Here is an 18,293-nt window from a genome sequence, read left to right on the forward strand (position 1 = left end):
TCAATGGGTGGTGCGCGACCGCGTGGCCGAATACAGGTAGCTGTCCGGGAAGCCCTCCGCCGCGAGCACGCGGCCCACGATCACCACGGCGGTCTTGGTGATCCCGGCCGCGTGCACCTGGTCGACCAGGGTCGCCAGCGTGCCGCGCAGCACCACCTCGTCCGGCCGGCTCGCGAACGCGACCACCGCCGCCGGGCAGTCGGATCCGTAGTTCTCCGAGAGTTCCTCGACGATCTGCTCGATGCGGTGCGCGCCGAGATGCACCACCATCGTGGCGCCGCTGCGCCCGAGCGAGCGGAGGTCCTCCCCCGGCGGCATGGCGGTCGACAGCGTCGACACCCGGGTCAGCACGATCGACTGCGACACCCCCGGCACGGTCAGCTCGCGGCCGAGCGCGGCCGCGGCGGCGGTGAACGCCGGAACGCCGGGCACGATGTCGTAGGCGATACCGGCCACATCGAGCCGCCGAACCTGCTCGGCCACCGCCGAATAGATCGACGGATCACCCGAATGCAGACGGGCGACGTCGAGGCCGGCCGCATCGAAGGCGATGATCTGCTCGATGATCTCGTCGAGACTCAGTCGGGCGGTGTCGATCACCTCCGCGTCGTCCGGGCACAGCGTGAGCAGTTCGGCCGGCACGAGGCTGCCCGCGTACAGGCAGACCGGGCTCTCGGCGATGATGCGCGAGGCCCGCAGGGTGATCAGGTCCGGGGCACCGGGGCCGGCTCCGATGAAATGGACTGTCATAGCGATTCCCTTTCGGTGCTGTGCGGCTTGACGGCCGACCATTGGGCCACCGGCAGCTGCGGTCGCCACGCGGTGAACCCACCGAGCGGCTCGCCGCGATAGACCTGGAACTTGCGCAGCTCGCCACCGAGCCGCGAATGCCACTGCAGGACGAGCGACTCCGACTCGGCGGTGACGGCGTTGACGACCATCCGCCCGCCCGGCCGCAGCCGCTCCCAGCAGGCATCGAGCATGCCGTCCTGTGTCACGCCGCCGCCGACGAAGATCGCATCGGGAACCGACACCTCGTCGGCGAAGGCGCCCGGCGCGGAACCGAGCACCCGCAACGACGGCACCCCCAGGCGTGCGGCGTTGTCGCCGATCTGCGCGACGCGGCGGTCCTCCCGCTCGAACGCGACCGCACGGCACCGCGGATCGGTCCGCATCCACTCGATGCCGATGGTGCCGGAACCACCGCCGACGTCCCACAACAGCTCACCCGGTGCGGGTGCCAGCGCCGAAAGCGTCAACGCCCGCACCTCGTGCTTGGTCATCTGGCCGTCGCCCTGGAACGCGCTGTCCGGCAGCCCGGGTGTCCGGGTGAGCCGGCGGGCCGTCCGGTCCGCCCGCAGTTCGAGCGCGATCACGTTGAGCGGATCTCCCGGGTCCCGGTCCCAGATCGCGGCCCGGCCCCGGGCGACGTTCTCCGCGGGGCCACCCAACTGTTCGAGCACCGTCATCGCGGTCTCGCCGAAACCGCGGTGGCGCAGCAACTCGGCGACCGCGGCCGGGGTGTGCTCGTCGGTACTGAGGACCAGCAGGCGTTCGCCGTCGATCAGGTGCGCGGCGAGGGTGGCCACCGGGCGCCCCACCAGGCTCACCGTCGGTGTCTCGTGCAGCGCCCACCCGAGGTGCGCGCAGGCCAGCGACACCGACGACGGGTGTGCGATCACCCGCAACCGTTCCGGACCGAGTACCCGGACGAGCGTGACACCGACGCCGTGGAACATCGGATCGCCGCTCGCGAGCACGCACACGCGGCGATCGCGGTGCTCCTCGAACAAGGCAGGAAGCGCGGGCACCATCGGCGAGGGCCACGGCACCCGCAGCGCTGGCGACTCGGGGATCAGGGACAGCTGGCGGGTCGACCCCATCAGCACCTCCGCATCCCGGATCGCGGCCTGGGCGCGGGGCGAGAGGCCGACCCATCCGTCGGCGCCGATTCCCACCACGAAGATCTCATCGGTCACACGTTCGATCACCTGGGCAGCCGCCGCCAGACGAACTGCGGCATCAGCCGCATCGCGATGAACACCAGCCGCAGCATTCCCGGAACGGCCACCTGTTCGCGCCCGCTCCGCAGCCCGTGCGCGACCGCGTCCGCCACCTGCTGGGGCGTGCTGGAGAACGGCGCCGGCTTCATGCCCTCCGTCATCCGACCGATCACGAATCCCGAGCGCACCAGCAACAAGCGAACCCCGCTGCCGTGCAGGGCGTCGGCCAGGCCGCTCGCGAAGCCGTCCAGGCCGGCCTTCGCGGAGCCGTACACGTAGTTGGCGCGACGCACCCGGACACCGGCGATGGACGAGAACACCACAATCTGCCCGGCCCCGTGCGCCCGCATCAGGTTCGCGAGGTGCGTCAGGACGCTGACCTGCGCGACAAAGTCGGTGTGGACCACCGCGAGCGCGTGGCCGGCGTCCTGCTCGGCGAGGGCCTGATCGCCCAGCACGCCGAACGCCAGCACGGCGACACCGATGGGACCGTGCTGTTCGGCGATCGCCGACAGCACCGCCGGATGATCGGCGACGCGGTCGGCATCGAACTCGACGCAATGCACCTCGGTCGCACCGGCGTCGAGCACCATCTGGCACTCCCGTTCCAGCTCACCGCGGCGACGGGCGGCGAGGACGACGACGCGGCCCGGCGCCAGCCGCCGCGCAACCTCCAAGCCGATCTCGCTGCGACCACCCAGCAACACCACCGATCCAGGGGCGTACTCCGTGTCACTCATGACTCCAGTGTCCTGGATTCGAGGCGCTCGAGTACCGTCGGGGCATGCCCCGTATCCCGTCCGATGCCTCCCACCTGACCGCCGAGGCCGCCACTTTCCTCGCCGAGCGGCACCTGGCGACCCTGACGACGTTGCGCAAGGACGGCACACCGCACGTCGTCGCGGTGGGCTTCACCTGGGACCCGGAGCGCCGAATCGTCCGGATCATCACGAACGACGCGTCGCAGAAGGCCCGCAACGCCGATCGCGGTGGGTACGGTGCCGTGAGCCAGGTCGACGGGGGACGCTGGATCACGCTCGAGGGTCCCGCACGCGTCCTGTCGGACCGCTCCTCGGTGACCGATGCCGAGCAACGCTACGCCGCCCGCTACCGCACCCCGCGGGAGAACCCGACCCGCGTGGTCATCGAGATCTCCGTCGAGCGCGTCATGGGGTCGGCGATACTCGTCGATCGGTGAAATCGTCTGATTTACACCGATATTCGGCCGATCCGAGTGTGGATGGGGAGCCGTCGGCGGCGGTACCGTAGGAGGACGTCGCACCCGAGCGGGGGGGATGGCAATGACACCTCGGCGGACACACCAATCGAAGACGCACCTGGCCAGTGCACGGCGCATCCGCCGGTGGACGATTCCGGCAGCGCTCGTCACGGCGTTGGCCGTACCCGCGACGGCAGCGGCACTGCCACCGCACCCGTTCGGTCCCCCGGCGCTGACGATCGGCTGCGCCAACCAGGGCAGCCTGATGTCACTGACCGCGGCCACCGGCCAGTCCGGGCCCGAGCAGACGCCCCCGATCGGGCCTGGTGAGATCCGGTTCGAGACGTTCCCCGCGGCGCCGCCGATCCCCGCCGCCGGCCAGGTGACCGTCGCATGGATCAACCTCGACACCGGGGCCAGCGGCGTCACGCCCCTCGACGGCACCTACCCGTACTACTCGAAGACGGTCTACACCGGCCACGGGAACATCCGCGCCACCGTCTTCGGGACGATCGACCTGTGGAGCCTGCCGCTCTGTCAGTCGAATCCGACATTCGGAAACTTCATCGTCTGACCGGCCGGCGGATCAGCCGGGGAGAACCGTCAGCCCGTGCGGGCGGCGGTTCATCGGCTCGCAGCCGTCGGCCGTCACCACCACGATGTCCTCGATCCGGGCGCCCCACCGACCGCGGAAGTAGATGCCCGGTTCGACGCTGAACGCCATGCCCGGCTCGAGCACCACCGTGTTGCCGGCGACGATGTACGGCTCCTCGTGGACCGACAGCCCGATGCCGTGCCCGGTTCGGTGCACGAACACCTCGGCGAGACCCGCGTCGGCGAGCACGTCCCGGGCGGCAGCGTCGACCGATTCCGCGGTGACACCGGGACGCACCGCAGCGACCGCCGCCCGCTGCGCCGCCTCGAGCATCCCGATCTGCTCCGCGACGTCCGCCGCGGGCTCGCCGAGGCTGTACGTGCGGGTGGAATCCGAGTTGTAGCCGGGGTCGACCGGACCGCCGATGTCGATCACCACGACATCGCCGGATTCGATGACCCGATCGGACACCTCGTGGTGCGGGTCGGCGCCGTGCGGGCCCGATCCGACGATCACGAACGCCGCCTCGGTGTGGCCCTCCGCCAGGATCGCGTCGGTGATGTCGGCCGCGACTTCGGCCTCCGTGCGACCCGGACGGAGCCATTCGCCCATTCGCGCGTGCACCCGGTCGATCGCGGCGCCCGCCCGCCGCAGCGCCTCGATCTCGGCGTCGTCCTTGATCATCCGCAGCTCACGCAGCACACCGGTGGCCAACACGGGCACCGTGCCGAACCGTCGCGCCAGCGGAACCAGGTGCAGCGCCGGCATCGCGTCGGTGACCGCGGTGCGCGGGGACTCCGGCAGCAGCGAGGACACCAACTCGTAGGGGTCGACGCCGTCCACCCAGTCGTGCACCGGCAGGCCGAGGTCGGCGACGGCCGAATCGCCCAGCGACGCAAGCTCGAGCCGCGGCAGCACGACCGACGGCGCATTCCCGTCGGACGGCACCACCAGGCACGTCAGACGCTCGAACGAGTCGGCTCGCGACCCGATCAGGTAGCGCAGGTCCGGTCCCGGCGTGATGAGCAGGCCGTCCAGCCCGGCGCGCTCGGCGAACTGCGCGGCTCTGGCCAGGCGGTCCGCGTAGACGGCGGAGGGGAAACGAGACGACGCCGCGGAGGGTTGGGCGCTGGGGGCACTCTCGGAACTCATGGAATCAGGCTAGGCCGTCCGAGGTTCGGATGCGGCGGGAGCCGCTCACCCACCTTCACGAGAACCCGATCGTGTCGGTGCCCGTCGCTAGCGTCCCGGCGCGTACACAGAAACAGGTCGGGGACCTCGAGGAGCTGCGTGAGCCACAGTAGATCTGCCATTGTCGCCGGTCCGGACGTCGAGGCGGCATTCGCGCCGGTACCGGCGTGGACGCCCATGACGTTCCCGCGGCGTGGTGGCTTCGACACCGACGTCGCCCCCGTCGATCGGACTGCGGGCACGGTCCTCGCCCGAACGATCGAGGCGAACGACGAACTGCTGCAGCACGCCGCGTGGGAGCTGGAGAACGACCCCGACCCCGCCGCGCTCGTCGCCGCCGCCCGCCGCTACCGCGCCGGCGAGGCGAGTCCCCTCGGGGCCGCGGCGCTGTGCCGGCTCCTCACTCGATTCGGCGAATCGGACCGCGGTGCCGACGTCGTCGACGGGTGGGTCGCCCGCCACGGTCCAGCGTTCGCGGTCGCGGCCGTGCTGGAGACCACCGACATGCAGTGGGTCCAGCAGCGGGTGCCGGTGCCGGAGAACGCCACCGGCATGTACATCGAGACCTGGATCGGTGACCGCCCACCTGCGGAGGACTTCCGGTCGCCGCGATTCATGCTCACCGAGCAGCTCAGGCAGATCGACGACCCGCATCGACAAGTGTCGTACACCGTCCTGGAACCGATGCTCACCCGGATGCGGGCACTGCTCGCCGCCGCGTCGGACGTCGACTACGCGGCCGCCCGCGATGCCGCCGCGCCGCTGCGCACCAACACGGTTCGACGTCTCGCCGCAACGTTCCTGTTCCCGACCGAACGCCGGTGGTCCGCGGAGGCGATCCTGGGCGTCGAGGCGGTGCCGTACCCCTGGCGCACCCACGCCATGGTGTCGTCGAACACGCCCGCGGAACTCGAGCGAGCCCTCAGCGGGGACGGCTGCCGCAGGTGGCTCGCCGACGAAGCGGTTCTGGCCGCGATCGTCGACGGTGTCGGCGTCGACATCACGTCGGTATTGACCGCCGCCTTCGACACCGAGTTCCCCTATCGGAGCGCGCAGGACGACGTGCTCCGACTGCGCATCCTGCACGCCCTGGCCTCGATCCCCACCGACGACGCCTTCACCGCCCTGCTCGAGCGAGCGCACGTGAAGAACGCGGCGTCCGCCGTGCAGCATGCGAGGCGGCACTTTCCGCGGCGCGCGTTCCGGATTCTGGCGCAGTCCGATTCGGAACTGTTCGACCGCCATGTCCGCGAGTATCCCGATCTGGCCGCCGAATTGGCCGAGACGCTGCCGGCGGCGGCACAGCGCCGGATCGAGCGGCTCACGACGGTGCTGCCCGAGGCGACCGATCTCCCGGCGCTGCTGGTGCGCCCGCCGTGGTCGAAACGGAAGGCGCCCACGCCGGCGACGGTGATCGACGGACTCGCGGCGCCCGCGATCCGCCGGATCGATTGGTTGCCCGGCGAACTCGAAGAACTCCGGAACACCCCGCACGGCTACTCGTACACCACGTGGAGCCAGTACCGGAGGTACATCCGCGAGACGTCCGCCCAGGTCGTCAGCGAATGGGAAGCGTGGGTGATCTTCCTCCTCGCCCCGGACGAGGTTGCCCGGCCGCTGTTGACGGACTGGGCCGGCACATCCGTCAAGGACCCCATGCGGATTGTCGAGCGTTACCAGCTCGATGCCCTGCCGCTGATGCTGAAGTTCGCCCGCGCCCGTCCCGGCGCGGCCGCGCCCTATCTGCTGCCGTACGTGGATCTCGACGTCGCGCGGCTGCACGCGACGATGCTCGCGACCCGCAAGAACCTCCGAAAGCCGGCCCTGGCGTGGCTTCTCCGCCACCCCGCCGACGCCGTCACCTTGCTGGTTCCCGACGCGGTCGGACCGGTGGGGGCTCAACGCGATCACGCCACCGCCGCGCTGCGCGCGCTCGCCCGGGCCACCTCACGCGACACCGTCGTCCGTGGCGCTGTGCAGTTCGGGGACGCTGCCGCGGACACGGTCGGCACTCTCGTCGACCTCGATCCGCTGGAGATGCTGCCCAAGCGGATCCCCCGCGTGCCGGCGTGGGCGGACGTCGAGTCCCTGCCCCCGATCCTCACCGCGGACCGAGCGGCGGCGCTACCCGCACCCGCTGTGGGCACGATTCTGACGATGTGTGCCGTCGGCACCGCCGAAGCCCCGTATGCCGCGCTCGACACCGTCACGGCCTTCTGCGACCGCACGTCGCTGGCCGCCGCGATGTGGGAGCTGTTCGAACGGTGGTGGGGTGTCGGCGCGCCGTCGAAGGACAATTGGGTCGTCCTCGCCCAGGGCTGGCTCGGTGACGACTCGACGGTAGCCCGATTGGCACCGCTCGTGCGACGCTGGCCGGGCGAGAGCGGTGCGGCGCGAGCACAGCTCGGGCTCGACGCGCTGGCCGCGCACGGCTCGGCCCGGGCGCTGACCGAACTCGATCGCATCTCGCGGAAGATGAAGTTCAAGTCGCTGAAGAACGGTGCCGCCGAACGTGTCACGGAGGTCGCCGAGCGCCTCGGACTCGACCGCGAACAGCTGGCCGACCGCACCGTTCCCGACCTCGATCTGACCCCCGACGGCGCGATGACGTTCGACTACGGGGCGCGGACGTTCACCGTCGGCTTCACCGAGGCCCTCGTGCCCTTCGTTCTCGACGCGGCCGGTAAGAAGTCGACCGGGCTGCCCCGCGCCACGGAGGCGGACGACGCCGCACTGGTCGAGGACGCGAAGAAGCGTTTCACGGCCCTCAAGCGGGAGGCGAAGACCGTTGCCGCCGAGCAGATCAAACGATTCAACCGCGCTCTGGTCACCGGACGTCGGTGGGGCGGGAGTGAATTCACCGAGTACATCCTGGGCCATCCCCTGCTCGTACACCTGGCGCGCCGACTCCTGTGGGCGTCGTTCGACGACCAGTCGCGTCCCGCCATCGTGTTCCGGGTGACGGAGGACGCCAGCCTGGCCGACCTCAACGGCGACACACTGACGTTGCCGGACGGCTCGATCGGGCTCGTGCACCCCGCACACATCCCCGAATCGGTGGCCGCCTGGTCCGAGGTCTTCGCCGAGCACGGGATACTGCAGCCGTTTCCGCAGCTGGGGCGCCCCGTCCACCAGCTGCTGCCGGGCGACGTCGACGGCAGCGGGCTGTCCCGGTTCACCGGCGTGACCGCGACACCCAGCCAGGCGCTGCGTCTGACCTATCGCGGGTGGGAACCGGTGTGGGAGAACCCGGCGTCGTGGGGCCAGGGGCTGGTGTACCGACTCGACGACACCGTGTCGGTGCTGCTGGGCCTCGACCCCGGGATGGGCGTCGGCGATCCGTACAACGGCTACCCCGACCAGACCCTGGTGTCCGTGACCCTGCGCGGGGGCACCCTGGACGACGTCGACCGCGCGACGGTCTCCGAACTGATCGCCGACCTGGCCGGGTTCGCGTCGTGACCTGCTGGGGTCGGTGACCCGGGTTTGGCAGGATAGGGCGCATGAGTGGACCTTTGTTGCTGTTGGACGGTGCGAGTCTGTGGTTCCGGGCGTTCTACGCCCTCCCCGAGTCGATGACCGCCCCCGACGGGCGCCCGGTCAACGCGGTGCGCGGGTTCACCGACATGGTGGCCGCGCTGATCACCCGGACCCAGCCGTCGCGGCTCGCGGTGTGCCTCGACCTGGACTGGCGTCCCCAGTTCCGGGTGGATGCGGTGCCGTCGTACAAGGCCCACCGCGTCGCCGAGGAATCCGACGGATCAGCCGAGGAGGTGCCCGACACCCTCACCCCGCAGGTCGACATGATCATGGACGTCCTCGGGGCCGCCGGTATCGCGACCGCCGGCGCCGAGGGTTTCGAGGCCGACGACGTGCTGGGAACCCTTGCCGCGCAGGAGAAGGCAGACCCGGTCGTGGTGGTCAGTGGCGACCGCGACCTGCTGCAGGTGGTGTCCGACGACCCGGTTCCCGTGCGCGTCCTGTACGTGGGCCGAGGCCTGGCCAAGGCGGAACTGTTCGGCCCCGACGAGGTCGCCGAGAAGTACGGTGTACCCGCCGACCGCGCAGGCGACGCGTACGCCGAACTCGCTCTGCTGCGCGGTGATTCGTCCGACGGCCTGCCCGGGGTCAAGGGCGTCGGCGAGAAGACCGCGTCGACGCTGCTGCTGCGCCACGGCTCGCTCGAAGAACTGCGTGCAGCGGCGCTCGATCCGTCCAGCGACATGGCCAAGGGGGTCCGGGCGAAACTCGCTGCGGCCGCCGACTACATCGATGCCGCACTGCCCGTCGTGCGGGTCGTGACCGATTCGAACGTGGAACTCTCCCGGTCGGACGTACTGCCGACGGTGCCCGCCGACCCCGAACGACTCGCAGCAGTCGCCTCGAACCTCGCCGTCGAGCGTTCGGTTGCCCGCCTGGTGGCAGCGATGGCAACCGAACGCTCGTGAACGCCTCCGCGGCAGCCTAGTTCGGGCGGCTGACCTCGTAGGTGCCGTCGTTGTCGGTGAACGTCACGGTCACCTTCTTGGGGGTGCCGTCGACGTTCAGCGAGCACTCGAACGACGACCCCTGCTCGACCTTCTGTCCAGACGGGCAGCTGACGTTGGTGACGGCACGCGCCCCGTACGACTCGGTGACGATCTGCTCGACACCCTTCTCCGCGGCATTCTGATCGAGCGTCTTGCTGCCGAGCGACCCCAGCGCGAAAACGACTCCGCCGACGACGATCGTGGCGGCCACCGCGATCCCCACCCACATGAGGGCCTTCTTGTTGTCGCCGGCCGGTGCGGTCACCGGGGACATCGCCGGTGCGCCCCACTGGTTCTGCTGCGGCGCGCCGTACTGCTGCGTCGGGTACCCCTGCTGCGGATAGCCCCCGGCCTGGGGGTACCCACCCTGTGTGCCCCACTGCGGCTGCCCCGGGGCAGGTGCGCCCCACTGCGGCGCCGAACCCGGCTGCGGCGCACCGGCGGCCTGGGCATTCCACGCCTGCTGAGCGGGCTGGGCCTGCTGGCCCGGCGCCTGCTGGCCCCACTGTTGTGCCGCAGCACCCCACTGCGCGGCGGGCGTGGACTGGGGCGCTGCCGGTGCACCGGGGTACGGCTGGCCGTACTGGTTGTACTGGCCGGGCACCTGCCCCTGCTCCGGCGCCGGGTACCCGGCGTTCGCGTACGGGTTGGCCCCGTAAGGATTCGGGTCGTGCGATTCCGGTGCCGCCTGTGCGCTCGGCACTGTCGGCATCGCCTGCGTCTGCGGCATCGCCTGCGTGTCCGGCGCCGCCGGTGCCGCCGGTGCTGCCGGTGCTGCCGGTGCAGCCGGATTGTCGGACTGTTCCGGCGACGGAGCCCACGCCTGGTTGGCGTCGTTGGGTCCCTGCGGAGCGTTCATGAACACTGCCTCCTCGACTGGTGCGCTCTGGTCCCGCCCGCCAAGCCGTCTGTCAGGCCCACGACCAGTCCCCTCCCTTGTCAGATATCACCGCCACATTACGCATTCGCCCGCTCTCGTCGGTACCCGACGGTCGGGACGAGCGTCAGGTCGCAGCAACCGCGACCACGCCGCGTCGGATCGCCCCGACCGCCCGGGCCGCGGCCTTGGCGACGGCGGGATCCGGCGCGGTCGAATGCACCTGGTCGAGCAGATCGATCACCTGACGGCACCACCGGACGAAGTCGCCGGCCGACAGTTCCTTGCCGCCGGAGCCCGCAGCGAGCAGCGCGTCCACCAGTGATTCCTCACTGGCCCACTGGTATACGGCGGTCACGAAGCCGGGATCCGGTTCGCGAGTCAGCGGAAGCTTGTGCCGGATCTCGTCGGAGCGCAGTTCGCCCCACACCCGCGCCGTGTCCGCCAGGGCGCGACGGATCGGCACCGTCGGACCGCGGTCGGGTGCGTCGGCGTCCTGCCGCGACTCGTATACGACCGAGGAGACGACGGCGGCGAGTTCCGCCGGCGACAGACCGCTCCACACCCCACGGCGCAGGCATTCGGCGACCAGAAGGTCGCTCTCGCAGTAGATCCGAGCGAGTCGCTGCCCCTCCTCGGTAGCCTTCGGGTTCTCGTCGGCGGCGATGAAGCCGCGCTCGGTCAGCAGCGCGACGATCCGGTCGAACGTCCGTGCCAGCGAATTCGTGGTCGCGGCCACCTTCTGCCGCATGGATTCCGTCTCCCGGGCAAGCCTGTTGTACCGCTCGCCGATGCGGCTCAGCTGCTCGCGATCCGGCCGCGAATGGCACGGGTGTGCGCGCAACTCCTTGCGCAACTCCACCACCTCGTGGTCCTCGCGACCGCCCTTGTCGCGCTTGGTCCTCCGCGGTGGGGTGATGCCGGTGCTACGAAGGGCCGACGCCAGGTCACGGCGCACCCGCGCCGTGCGGTGATCGACGTGCCTGGGCAGCCGCATCCGCCCCAGCGACCGGGCCGGCACCGGGAAGTCCGCGGCACTGACCCGGCCCGCCCACTTCTCCTCCGTCAGCACCAGCGGCCGCGGGTCACCGCGGTCCAGGTCGGTCTCCAGGACCACCGCGAGACCCGACCGCTTGCCCACCGGGATCGCGATGACGTCGCCGCGGCGCAGCGAGTTGAGCGACTCGACCGCGGCACCCCGCCGGTCGGTCCGCTTCTGACGCTCGAGCTGGCGTTCCCGGCTACGCAACCGTTCGCGGATCTGCACGTACTCGAAGTACTCACCGTCGACACCGCCGAGACGGTCCTGCAGTTCCGCGAGAGCAGCCTCGTTGCGTTCGATCCCGCGCGTGAGCCCGACGACCGATCGATCCGCCTGGAACTGCGCGAAGGAACGCTCGAGCAGCGCCCGCGACTCCGACGCCCCCATCCGGTCGATCAGGTTGATCGACATGTTGTACCCGGGTCGGAACGAACTGCGCAGCGGGAACGTGCGGGTCGAGGCGAGTCCCGCGACGTCCGCCGGTTCCACACCCGGCTGCCACAGCACGACCGCGTGCCCCTCGACGTCGATGCCGCGACGGCCGGCCCGGCCGGTCAACTGGGTGTACTCGCCGGGCGTGAGCTCCGCGTGGGTGTCCCCGTTGTACTTGACGAGCCGTTCGAGCACGACCGACCGGGCGGGCATGTTGATGCCCAGCGCCAGGGTCTCGGTGGCGAACACGGCACGAACGAGTCCGTTGACGAACAACTCCTCGACGGTCTCCCGGAAGGCCGGCAACATACCGGCGTGATGCGCGGCGAAGCCCCGCTCGAGCGCCTCACGCCAGCCCCAGTAGCCGAGAACCTCGAGGTCCGCGCGCGGCAGGTCCCGCGTGTGCCGGTCGACGATCTCGCGGATCTGCGCGGTCTGCTCCGGGGTCGTCAACCGCAGCTTGGAACGAACGCACTGTGCCAGCGCGGCCTCGCAGCCCGCGCGGCTGAAGATGAAGGTGATCGCCGGCAGCAACCCCTCCTCGTCGAGGCGGGCGATCACCTCGGGCCGAGGCAGCGGGCGATGGTCGCTCGAGCGGCCGCGCCCCCGCGGCTCCCACGAGTTCATCCGGTCGAGGGCCAGGCGCTGCTTCACATGACGCACCAGATCCGGGTCGACGACCATCTCACGGCCACCGGTCGGCGTCGCCTTCGCATCGAACAGGTCGAACAGTCGGCGGCCGACCATGATGTGCTGCCACAGCGGGATCGGGCGGGTCTCGTCCACCACGATCGTCGTGTCGCCGCGCACCGTCTCCATCCACGCGCCGAACTCCTCGGCGTTGCTCACGGTCGCGGACAGGCTGACGAGGCGCACGTCGTCCGGCAAGTGCAGGATGACCTCCTCCCACACGGCACCGCGGAAGCGGTCCGCGAGGAAGTGCACCTCGTCCATCACCACGTGCGACAGCCCTCGCAGCGTCGGCGACTCCGCATAGATCATGTTGCGGAGCACCTCGGTCGTCATGACGACGATCGGCGCGTCCGAGTTGATGCTGCTGTCGCCGGTCAGGAGGCCGACGGCGTCCTTGCCGTGACGCTCGCTGAGTTCGGCGTACTTCTGATTGCTGAGCGCCTTGATCGGCGTCGTGTAGAAGCACTTGCGCCCCGATTCCAGAGCGAGGTGCACGGCGAACTCACCGACGACGGTCTTCCCGGCGCCGGTGGGCGCGCAGACGAGCACGCCGTGACCGGCCTCGAGCGCCGCGCACGCCTCGATCTGGAACGGATCGAGCGGGAAGCTCAGCTGTTCCGAGAATGCATCGAGTTGGGTTCTTGGCCTCACAACGTGTCCGAGTAGTCCTGCGCGGAGGTCGCCTTCGGTGCGGCGGATGGCTGCACCGGTGACGTGTCGTCGATCGACGTGGGTGCCGAGATCGAGGAAGCCTCCTCGTCCGACAACGCCGCGAGATCCTCCGCTTCACGCCGAGCCTTGCGCCGGTCGTGGACACGGGAGATCTGGATCGACAACTCGAGCAGCACCGTCAGGGCGGCGGCCAGCGCCAGCATCGTGAAGGGGTCCTGGCCCGGGGTCGCGATGGCCGCGAAGACGAACAGCGCGAAGATCAGCCCGCGACGCCACGCCTTCAGCTTCTCGTACGACAGCACGCCGACGACGTTGAGCGCGACGATCAGCAGCGGGATTTCGAAGCTGACGCCGAAGATGATCAGGACGTTGATCACGAAGCCGAAGTACTGCGAACCGCTGAGCGCGGTGACCTGGACGTTGTCGCCGATGGACAGGAGGAAGTGCAGTGCCTGAGCCACGACGACGTAGGCGAGGACGGCGCCGAGGATGAACAGGGCCGACGCCCCGACGACGAAACCGACCGCGTACTTGCGTTCCTTGGCGTACAGACCCGGCGTGATGAACCGCCACAGCTGGTACAGCCAGACGGGGCACGCGAGAACGATGCCGGCGGTCAGCGCGACCTTCAGTCGCAACATGAACTGCTCGAACGGGCCCGTCGCGAGCAGTCGACACATGTCGTCGGGACTGCCGGCGGGGCTGAAGTCCGCACGACTCGACGCCGGCAGGGAACAATACGGCCCCGTCAAGACATCGCCGAGACTCTTGATGCCGAGGAACGACGTCGAGTACCAGACGAAACCGATGAGCGTCGTCACGGCGACCGCCGCGACGGCGATGAGCAGACGATTCCGCAGCTCGTAGAGATGGTCGACGAGCGACATCGTGCCGTCTGGATTTGTCCTGCGCCTGCTCCGACGCGGGTCGAACGGAATTCGCACTATGGGCCCTAGCCTTGGTCAGCAGTGATCCGGGGTGATGGACTCACCCCGGATGCTCGTGAAACGTGAACTAGGCCGACTTCGGCTCGGTACGGGGCTGCTGCGGGGTCTCCACGACCGTGGCATCGAGCGGCGCGGACGGCAGCTGGGCGGACGGAGCCGGATCGGACACGGTGCTGGACGACGCGTTGCCGTCGTTCTGCATCTCCTTGACCTCGCTCTTGAAGATCCGCAGGGACCTACCGAGACCACGAGCCGCTTCCGGCAGCTTCTTGGAACCGAACAGGATGACGACCACCAGTGCCACGATGGCCCAGTGCCACAGGCTGAAGCCTCCGGTCATTACTACCTCCAAATGTCAGACGCCAACGATGCTACCGGACGTGAGTGCGTCGGTCCTGGTGCAAATGTCCTGTTCACCGTGACTTAACAACCAACCGGAGCGGTTTGCGCACCTACCGGCGACCCGGTTCACGCAACCGCTATCCGAAATTACTCTTCTCGTCGTCTCCACGGGGCCCGTTCGGCCGGATCGACACGACAATTCGGACACACGCGCCCGGCGGGTGAACCGTGCCTGCTCTCACGCCCCGAGAGCGTCGTAGGCGTCGAGCGCTGCCCGGGCCCGGTCGCGCACCGCATCGACGAGCTCCACCGGCCCGAGCACGCGGGCGGCCGGCCCGAAGCCGAGCACGAGGCGAGCCATCCACTCCAGCGAGCCGTAGCGCATCGTCACCTCGATCGACCCGTCCGACATCGTGCGCACCAGGTCCATCGGATAGTTGTCGACGATCCAGCCGTGCGATCCCGAGATCTGCAGGTGCGCGAGCGGCAACCCGGCGTCCGCGCTGAACAACTCGAGGTGCTCGTCGGTGCCCAACGCCTGCGCAGGGGGCGCCGACGCCTCCTCGAGTTCCTCGGCCGCGTCGATCCGGTCGAACCGGAAGAGCCGGACCCCCTCGGCCTGCCGGCACCACGCCTGCAGGTAGGTGTGGTCGTCGACCAGCAGCGAGCGGATCGGATCGACCACCCGCTCGGAGACGGCATCGCGCGACGCCGAGTAGTACGTCAGGTGTAGGGCACGATCGTGCTGCAACGCCGACCGCACGGTCGCCGCCACCGGATTTTCCGGCGTCGCCGCGCCGGTGCCGCCCTCGTCCGGGCGGCCCGCGCTCATCTCCCGGGCGGCGGTTCCCGCCGCCGACTCGATCTTCGCGATCGCCCCCTGCGCCGCGGTCGGATCGACCATTCCAGGCATTTCGGCCAGCGAGCGCAGCGCCACCAGCAGCACCGTCGCCTCCGTCGACGTCAGGCGTAGGGGCCTGTCGATTCCGGCCGAGAAGATCACCGAGACGGTGTCCTCGTCGAACGACAGGTCGATCAGGTCGCCGGGGCCGTAGCCCGGCAACCCGCACACCCACAACTGGTCCAGGTCCTTCATCAGGTTCGGGACGGTGACACCCAACTCACGCGCCGCCTGTTCCTTGCTGATGCCGGGGTTCGCCATGAAGTACGGCACCATGTTCAGCAGCCGCGCCAACCGCGACAGTCGGACGCTCATCGTTCTGCCTCCACGCGCTCCCCCGCGACCGCATCCACCGCAGCCGCGAACCGCAACTTCTCCTTGACCATCGAACGCAGCGATTCCGGCTCCAGCACGAGCGCATCGACGCCGTGGCCCGCGATCAACCGAGCCGTCCAGTCCCACGAACGGACCGGGATCTCGAGCACCGCACCGGGTCGGGAACCCAGTTCCCGCGTCCCCCGGACGGTTCCGAGTCGACGCAGCTCCGTCGCCCGCCCTTCGGCGACCCACACCACCGCGACACCGGTGACGGACCCGGCACCGGTGACCGCATCGACGACGGCCCGCAGATCCACGTCCGCGGGCTTGCGCACGACGTTCGCCGGACCGGTCGCCTGCACCGGATCGCCGATTCGCGACAGCCGGAACGTGCGGGTCGCGTCCCGATCCACGTCGTGTCCGACGAGATACCAGCGGCCGCGCAGCGTCACGACGCCCCACGGCTCGACCGTCCGGGTGACGAACGGTTCGGTCGGTGCTCCCCGATGCTGGAACGTCACCACACGGCCCGCGTCGATCGCCTCGAGCAACTGCCGCATCGCGGACTCCGAGCCGCGGGTACGGGCCGGGATCGCCGGCACCGGGACGGCATCGAGATCCGAATCGACCTGCACACCGGCGGCGCGCAGCTTCATCATCGCGCTCTGGGAGGCCGACATCAGTTCGGGCGATCCCCACAGGCGTACCGCGACGGCGACGGCCGCCGCCTCCGCGGCGTCCAGGTCGACATCGGGCAGCTCGTAGGCGTTCCTGTTGATTCGATACCCCTCCACGCCCGAGAACCGGCTCGCCTGTCCGGTCTCGAGGGGAATGCCGAGGTCACGCAACTCGTTCTTGTCCCGCTCGAACATTCGGCTGAAGGCCTCGTGACTCGCGGACTCGTCGTAGCCGGCCACGCTCTCGCGGATCTTCTCCGCGGTCAGGAACTGCCGGGTCGAGAGCAGGCAGATGACAAGGTTCATCAACCGCTCGACTTTGGATATCGCCACTCCGCCGAGCCTAGCGGCAAGAGAGCGCACCGAGTGGTAGGAAACGGGCGAAATGCCCGGTGGCACCGCCGTGGGCGGTCACATGGACGCGATGAGCCGCTCCACCCGCTCGTCCACCGAACGGAACGGGTCCTTGCACAGCACCGTGCGCTGCGCCTGGTCGTTCAGCTTGAGATGCACCCAGTCCACCGTGAAGTCGCGACCGGCGTCCTGCGCGGCGGCGATGAAATCGCCACGTAGCTTGGCGCGCGTGGTCTGCGGGGGTGTCTCCACGGCCGCCTCGATGGTCTCGTCCTCGGTGACCCGCTTGGCCAAGCCCTTGCGCTGCAACAGGTCGAAGACACCGCGGCCGCGCTTGATGTCGTGGTACGCGAGGTCGAGCTGGGCGATCTTGGGATCGGAGAGTTCCATCCCGTACTTGTCCTGGTAGCGCTGGAACAGCTTGCGCTTGATCACCCAGTCGATCTCGGTGTCGACCTTCGCGAAATCCTGGTTCTCGACGGCGTCGAGCGTCCGGCCCCACAGGTCGACCACCTGATCGACCTGCGGGTCGCGCTCACGTGTCCGCAGGTGATCGACGGCCCGGGAGTAGTACTCGCGCTGGATGTCGAGCGCGCTGGCCTGCCGCCCGCCGGCCAGCCGGACCGGACGACGCCCCGTCAGGTCGTGGCTCACCTCGCGGATCGCACGGATCGGGTTGTCGAGCGCGAAGTCGCGGAACGGCACCCCCGCCTCGATCATCTCGAGCACCAGCGCGGCCGTGCCGACCTTGAGCATCGTCGTCGTCTCGGACATGTTCGAGTCACCGACGATCACGTGGAGGCGCCGGTACTTCTCGGCGTCGGCGTGCGGCTCGTCACGGGTGTTGATGATCGGACGCGACCGGGTGGTCGCGGACGAGACACCCTCCCAGATGTGCTCGGCACGCTGCGACAGGCAGAACGTCGCGGCCTTGGGCGTCTGCAGGATCTTGCCGGCGCCGCAGATCAACTGCCGCGTCACCAGGAAGGGCAGCAGGACGTCGGAGATTCTCGAGAACTCGCCGGCCCGCACGACGAGGAAGTTCTCGTGGCAGCCGTACGAATTGCCGGCCGAATCGGTGTTGTTCTTGAACAGGTAGATGTCGCCGCCGATGCCCTCCTCGGCAAGCCGCTGCTCGGCATCGACCAGTAGCTCCTCGAGCACGCGCTCGCCCGCGCGGTCGTGATTGACGAGCTGCAGCAGGCTGTCGCACTCAGCGGTTGCATACTCCGGATGCGATCCGACGTCGAGGTACAGGCGCGCGCCGTTACGGAGGAACACGTTGGAACTGCGGCCCCAGGAGACCACCCGCCGGAAGAGGTAGCGGGCAACCTCGTCCGGACTCAGCCGTCGATGACCGTGAAAGGTGCAGGTGACACCGAACTCGGTCTCAATTCCCATGATTCGTCGCTGCACACTTCGACACTACAGCGCCGAACGCGATTGCCTTGCCGTTCAGGATCAGTCGCGTCGCCCTAGGGTGGGAACGTGGCCGAAGTGA

Annotated in this window: 15 protein-coding genes; 4 read left to right on the forward strand and 11 right to left on the reverse strand. The window is 69.5% G+C overall.

Annotated features, from left to right (window positions below; all coding sequences use genetic code 11):
* From cobM to EGT67_RS14800, 3 genes are read right to left on the reverse strand one after another with little or no spacing between them, the layout of a single operon-like run.
* Positions 1–750, reverse strand: coding sequence for a precorrin-4 C(11)-methyltransferase (gene cobM, locus EGT67_RS14790; RefSeq protein ID WP_127916842.1), 750 nt, complete (start codon positions 748–750; stop codon positions 1–3).
* Positions 747–1,979 carry a precorrin-6y C5,15-methyltransferase (decarboxylating) subunit CbiE gene (gene cbiE, locus EGT67_RS14795; RefSeq protein WP_127916843.1) on the reverse strand — a complete coding sequence of 411 codons (1,233 nt, stop codon included), beginning with the start codon at positions 1,977–1,979 and terminating at the stop codon, positions 747–749. Before cbiE ends, cobM begins: the two co-directional genes overlap by 4 nt.
* An 8-nt stretch (positions 1,980–1,987) precedes the next feature.
* Complete coding sequence (locus tag EGT67_RS14800; protein WP_127916844.1) at positions 1,988–2,743, reverse strand: decaprenylphospho-beta-D-erythro-pentofuranosid-2-ulose 2-reductase; 756 nt, start codon at positions 2,741–2,743, stop codon at positions 1,988–1,990.
* 44 nt (positions 2,744–2,787) lie between these two features.
* Here EGT67_RS14800 and EGT67_RS14805 point away from each other — a divergent pair, with 44 nt between their 5' ends.
* Both EGT67_RS14805 and EGT67_RS14810 read left to right on the forward strand, forming a co-directional pair.
* Entirely contained in the window at positions 2,788–3,201 is a 414-nt protein-coding gene (locus tag EGT67_RS14805) for a PPOX class F420-dependent oxidoreductase (RefSeq protein ID WP_127916845.1), read from the forward strand.
* Positions 3,202–3,298: 97 nt separating this feature from the next.
* Positions 3,299–3,796: a hypothetical protein gene (locus tag EGT67_RS14810; RefSeq protein ID WP_127916846.1), complete on the forward strand. Its 498-nt coding sequence runs from the start codon at positions 3,299–3,301 to the stop codon at positions 3,794–3,796.
* A 12-nt stretch (positions 3,797–3,808) separates the two neighbouring features.
* On the opposite strand, the gene EGT67_RS14815 is transcribed toward EGT67_RS14810, so the two are convergent.
* Positions 3,809–4,969 (reverse strand): M24 family metallopeptidase, encoded by a 1,161-nt coding sequence (locus tag EGT67_RS14815; protein WP_127916847.1) that lies wholly within the window; start codon positions 4,967–4,969, stop codon positions 3,809–3,811.
* Positions 4,970–5,107: 138 nt separating this feature from the next.
* Here EGT67_RS14815 and EGT67_RS14820 point away from each other — a divergent pair, with 138 nt between their 5' ends.
* Complete coding sequence (locus EGT67_RS14820; RefSeq protein ID WP_127916848.1) at positions 5,108–8,470, forward strand: DUF4132 domain-containing protein; 3,363 nt, start codon at positions 5,108–5,110, stop codon at positions 8,468–8,470.
* A gap of 41 nt (positions 8,471–8,511) precedes the next feature.
* Entirely contained in the window at positions 8,512–9,456 is a 945-nt protein-coding gene (locus EGT67_RS14825; RefSeq protein ID WP_127916849.1) for a 5'-3' exonuclease, read from the forward strand.
* Between the two features lie 16 nt (positions 9,457–9,472).
* Here EGT67_RS14825 and EGT67_RS14830 read toward each other — a convergent pair whose 3' ends face one another.
* From EGT67_RS14830 to pafA, 7 genes are all read right to left on the reverse strand, one after another.
* Positions 9,473–10,396 carry a DUF4333 domain-containing protein gene (locus EGT67_RS14830; RefSeq protein ID WP_127916850.1) on the reverse strand — a complete coding sequence of 308 codons (924 nt, stop codon included), beginning with the start codon at positions 10,394–10,396 and terminating at the stop codon, positions 9,473–9,475.
* A 145-nt stretch (positions 10,397–10,541) separates the two neighbouring features.
* On the reverse strand, positions 10,542–13,232 hold the full coding sequence (locus tag EGT67_RS14835) for a DEAD/DEAH box helicase (protein ID WP_127916851.1): 2,691 nt from the start codon (positions 13,230–13,232) through the stop codon (positions 10,542–10,544).
* A complete protein-coding gene (gene tatC / locus EGT67_RS14840; RefSeq protein ID WP_127916852.1) occupies positions 13,229–14,197 on the reverse strand; it encodes a twin-arginine translocase subunit TatC in 969 nt (322 codons plus the stop codon). Before tatC ends, EGT67_RS14835 begins: the two co-directional genes overlap by 4 nt.
* Before the next feature lie 70 nt (positions 14,198–14,267).
* A complete protein-coding gene (tatA, locus tag EGT67_RS14845; RefSeq protein ID WP_127916853.1) occupies positions 14,268–14,540 on the reverse strand; it encodes a Sec-independent protein translocase subunit TatA in 273 nt (90 codons plus the stop codon).
* A 240-nt stretch (positions 14,541–14,780) separates the two neighbouring features.
* Positions 14,781–15,758: a helix-turn-helix transcriptional regulator gene (locus EGT67_RS14850; RefSeq protein WP_127916854.1), complete on the reverse strand. Its 978-nt coding sequence runs from the start codon at positions 15,756–15,758 to the stop codon at positions 14,781–14,783.
* On the reverse strand, positions 15,755–16,771 hold the full coding sequence (locus tag EGT67_RS14855) for a helix-turn-helix transcriptional regulator (RefSeq protein WP_127916855.1): 1,017 nt from the start codon (positions 16,769–16,771) through the stop codon (positions 15,755–15,757). Before EGT67_RS14855 ends, EGT67_RS14850 begins: the two co-directional genes overlap by 4 nt.
* A gap of 78 nt (positions 16,772–16,849) precedes the next feature.
* The gene (gene pafA / locus EGT67_RS14860) at positions 16,850–18,208 is read right to left on the reverse strand and encodes a Pup--protein ligase (RefSeq protein ID WP_206612394.1); all 1,359 of its coding nucleotides are present in this window, start codon (positions 18,206–18,208) and stop codon (positions 16,850–16,852) included.
* Positions 18,209–18,293: the final 85 nt, after the last annotated feature.

Source organism: Prescottella agglutinans, from assembly GCF_004011865.1.
Classification (GTDB): Bacteria; Actinomycetota; Actinomycetes; order Mycobacteriales; family Mycobacteriaceae; genus Prescottella; species Prescottella agglutinans.

Coding starts and splice junctions, on each gene's coding strand:
- cobM (WP_127916842.1), bottom strand. CDS start 750: ATGACAGTCCATTTCATCGGAGCCGGCCCCGGTGCCCCGGACCTGATC.
- EGT67_RS14800 (WP_127916844.1), bottom strand. CDS start 2,743: ATGAGTGACACGGAGTACGCCCCTGGATCGGTGGTGTTGCTGGGTGGT.
- EGT67_RS14805 (WP_127916845.1), top strand. CDS start 2,788: ATGCCCCGTATCCCGTCCGATGCCTCCCACCTGACCGCCGAGGCCGCC.
- EGT67_RS14810 (WP_127916846.1), top strand. CDS start 3,299: ATGGCAATGACACCTCGGCGGACACACCAATCGAAGACGCACCTGGCC.
- EGT67_RS14815 (WP_127916847.1), bottom strand. CDS start 4,969: ATGAGTTCCGAGAGTGCCCCCAGCGCCCAACCCTCCGCGGCGTCGTCT.
- EGT67_RS14825 (WP_127916849.1), top strand. CDS start 8,512: ATGAGTGGACCTTTGTTGCTGTTGGACGGTGCGAGTCTGTGGTTCCGG.
- EGT67_RS14830 (WP_127916850.1), bottom strand. CDS start 10,396: ATGAACGCTCCGCAGGGACCCAACGACGCCAACCAGGCGTGGGCTCCG.
- tatA (WP_127916853.1), bottom strand. CDS start 14,540: ATGACCGGAGGCTTCAGCCTGTGGCACTGGGCCATCGTGGCACTGGTG.
- EGT67_RS14850 (WP_127916854.1), bottom strand. CDS start 15,758: ATGAGCGTCCGACTGTCGCGGTTGGCGCGGCTGCTGAACATGGTGCCG.